Source organism: Rhodanobacter sp. PCA2 (assembly GCF_013620825.1).
GTDB lineage: Bacteria > Pseudomonadota > Gammaproteobacteria > Xanthomonadales > Rhodanobacteraceae > Rhodanobacter_A.
The window spans coordinates 1-3,477 of sequence record NZ_NJIC01000042.1 but is presented as its reverse complement, the minus strand read 5'-3'; the positions used below and the strand labels follow the sequence as shown (position 1 = coordinate 3,477).

Genomic DNA, 3,477 nt, shown 5'->3' with positions numbered 1-3,477 from the left:
AAATTGTTTCTCATAATTGACGAAATACTGATTTTGTATATTGTGAGAAACACTCAAGGAGCGCGCCCATGCCACATCCCATCGATGACCCCCGTCCGGACCAGGCCTCGGATGCAGCTGCCACGCTGGGACGGGCCCTGCGGGCGCGGCGCAAGGCGCTGGGTATCAGCATGGCGGCGGCAGCGGATGCGGCGCGCATCTCCCGCGTCACATGGCACCGGCTGGAAAAGGGCGAGGCCACGGTCGCCCAGGGTTCCCTGCACGCCGCTGCGCGAGTGCTGGGCGTGGAGCTGCGCCTGCAGACCCCGGACGCGGCACGGCCAGCCGCGGAACATCCTCTCGAGGCGTGGCTGCCGCTGCAGGTTCGTCTGGACGGCTACCCGCAGCTCACGCGTCTTGCCTGGCAGGTCGGCGATGCGACCCGGGTGGTGTCTCCGCGTGAAGCGCTCGGGTTGTACGAACGCAACTGGCGGCACCTGCAGCCGGAACTGCTGGAGCCGAAGGAGCGTGCCCTGATCGATGCCCTGCGCCAGGTGTTCGGCGCGGAAGAACTGCGTGTTTGAACGACCGCACCACCGCCGCATCGCACTGGTCCTGGCGGCGCTCGACGGCGCAAGACTGCGCGAACTCGGGTGCTGGTTCGGCGGCGGCACGGCCATCGCGCTGCGCCATCGCGAGTTCCGCGAATCGGCGGGCATCGATTTTCTGGTTTCCGACCCCGATGGCTATCGCCAGTTGCGGCAACAGTTGGCCGGCGCCAGGAACATCGATGCGCTGTTGCGCGCGGGCGCGGCATCCGTCGCGCTGGCTCGCGACATCCGCGCCGACCAGTACGGCATCCGCACGGCGCTGCTCGTGGACGGCGTGCGGATCAAGTTCGAAATCATCCGGGAGGCGCGGATTGCGCTGGACGAACCCGCCCGCAACGAGCTCGTATGCGGCATCGCCACGCTCGCGACCACGGACCTTGCCGCCAGCAAGCTGCTTGCGAACGCCGATCGCTGGCGCGACGACAGCGTCTTTTCGCGCGACGCGATCGACCTCGCGATGATGGATCTGCCGCCGCGTCGCCTGCGTCCCGCCATCGACAAGGCGGCGCAAGCCTACGGCAGCGTGGTGGTCGAGGACATGCGGCGCGCACTCGACGCGTTGCGTGAACGCCCCGCGCACCTCGAACGCTGCATGCGGACAATGGCGATGGCGATGCCGCCGGCCGTGCTGCAGCAGCGCCTGCGCATGCTGCGGCGCCGGCTGGATCGCGCGGCCGCAGTGGCGGGGCCGGAGGAGTGACGGGTGCGGCTTCGGAGTCTTGCCGCGGGCCGGGCGCTCAGCGGAACAGCAGGTTGATCGACACCAGGGTGACGACCAGCATGATCAGGGTCAGCGGGGCGCCGACGCGCAGGAAGTCCTTGCCCTTGTAGCCGCCGGGGCCGGTGACCATCATCAGCGCGGGATGGCCGGAGCTGAGCAGGAAGGTGTTGGACGAGGACACCGCCACGATCAGCGCGTAGGCGGACGGATTGCCGCCGGTGGCCACTGCCACGCTGATCGCGATCGGCACCATCATCACCGTGGCGCCCACGTTCGACATCACCTGCGAGAACAGCAGGGTGAGCACGGCCAGCGTGGCCTGCAGCACCCACGGCGAGGCGTGGCCCAGGTAGTGCAGCACGTACTGCGCCAGCCACGCGGCGGTGCCGGTGGCGTCCATCGACCAGCCCAGCGGAATCAGGCACGCGGTGACGAAGATCGTCTTCCAGTTCACCGCCTTGTACGCCTCGTCCATGTTCAGCACGCCGCTGAGCAGCATGCCGATCGCGCCGCACATCATCGCTACCGAAAGGTCGAGGTTGGTGAACAGCGCCAGGCACTTGGCCAGCACGAAGAAGCCCAGCGCCTGCCAGATCTTGCCGGGGCGCTGTTCTTCCTTCGGGATGTCGGTGACCACCACCAGGTCGCGGTCTTCCGCCGCCAGCGAGAGGTCGCGCCAGGTGCTGTGCACCACCACGGTGTCGCCGGCGCGCAGCGTCACCGCGCGCACGTCGTCGCGCAGCACCTGGTCGCCGCGGTTCACCGCCAGCACCGAGATGCCGAAGCGCTTGCGCAGCCGCAGCTCGCCCACGGTCTGCTTGATGAAGCGCGACACCGGCGGGATCACCACCTCGGAAATGCCCGCGCGGGTGGGATTGAACAGCTCGCCCAGCTGGCGCATGCGGGTGGACAGCCGGCACAGCTGGTTGTTCGCGAACTGGTTGAGCTGCTCGCGCGGCCCCAGCACGCCCAGCACCGAGCCCACCCAGATCACGTGGTCGGCCGGCGGCGCCATGCGCGCCTCGTTGCCGCTCTTGATCGCGAGGATCAGCGGCGCGTCGTGCAGTTGCTCGGCCTCGCCGATGCTCATGCCCACCAGCGGGCTCTCGGCGGTGACGGTGAGCTCGGCGCTCTCGCCCACGATGCCGTAGGTGTCGGCGAAGTAGCTCTCGGTGCGGCCGGGCGTCACCTTCAGGCGCTCGTCCTCGTGGCCGGGCAGCAGCTTGCGGCCGAAGAAATAGAAATAGGCGATGCCCACCGCGGCCAGCGCGAGGCCGGCCGGGGTGACGCTGAACAGGCCGAACTTCGGGATCGTGTGCGCGCCCGGCAGCAGGTTCGCGTTCGCGCTGGCGATCAGGTCGTTCAGCACGATCAGCGGCGAGTTCGCGATCAGCGTGGTGTTGGTGGCGGTGAGGATGCAGAACGACATCGGCAGCAGCAGCCGCGACAGCGGCACGCCGGTGCGCGCGGACAGGCGGCTGGAGACCGGGATCATCAGCGCGGCCAGCGCCTGGCTGGGGATCACCGCGCTGAACAGGCTGGCCATCAGGTTGATGACCACGCCGAGGCGCGACTCCATGCCCTTGGCCATCCGCATCACCATGTGCGCGGTGAGGTTGAGCACGCCGGCGCGGTCCAGCCCCTCGCCCATGATCATGATCGCGATGATCGCGATCACCGCGTTGCCGGCGAAGCCGTTGAACACGCGGTCGGAGGGAATCAGGCCGGTGAGGCCGATCACCACCACCACCAGCAGCGCCACCATGTCGGCGCGGATCCACTCCAGCACCAGCATCAGCATGGTGAAGCCCACCAGCCCGAGCACCAGGATCATTTCGGGGGTGAGCGTGAGCGGCACTAGCGCGCGTCCCGGAGTTGCGTCGGATGTGGATGGATGCGGAGTGGCAGTGGCGGATTCACGCTGCGGCGCTCGTCCCTGGCAGGTTCGCGCAAGTATAAGCGGCGCGGTGCGCAGACTGGTGAACCTGGAGCCAGGCGCGCGATTTTTGCTGTCACCTTCGAGGCACCCGGAGCGGGCACGCGGAGTGGGTATGCGGAGAGGGTACGTGGAGAGGGCATATGGCCACAGCGTCGAAGACGCGGGGCGCTTGTTCCCCTCTCCCCTTTGGGGAGAGGGCAGGGTGAGGGGGCGGGGCTTGCGGGAAT

General features: G+C 68.3%; 3 protein-coding genes. 2 read left to right on the top strand and 1 reads right to left on the bottom strand.

The window, feature by feature from the left end; translation table 11 throughout:
• Positions 1-68 precede the first annotated feature (68 nt).
• Complete coding sequence (locus PCA_RS13730) at positions 69-563, top strand: helix-turn-helix transcriptional regulator (RefSeq protein ID WP_181303185.1); 495 nt, start codon at positions 69-71, stop codon at positions 561-563.
• Positions 556-1,290, top strand: a complete 735-nt coding sequence (locus PCA_RS13725; RefSeq protein WP_181303184.1) for a nucleotidyl transferase AbiEii/AbiGii toxin family protein — start codon at positions 556-558, stop codon at positions 1,288-1,290. The genes PCA_RS13730 and PCA_RS13725 overlap by 8 nt, the downstream gene beginning before the upstream one ends.
• 37 nt (positions 1,291-1,327) lie before the next feature.
• Here the strand turns inward: PCA_RS13725 and PCA_RS13720 are convergent, their stop codons facing one another.
• On the bottom strand, positions 1,328-3,145 hold the full coding sequence (locus PCA_RS13720; RefSeq protein ID WP_181303251.1) for an SLC13 family permease: 1,818 nt from the start codon (positions 3,143-3,145) through the stop codon (positions 1,328-1,330).
• Positions 3,146-3,477: the final 332 nt, after the last annotated feature.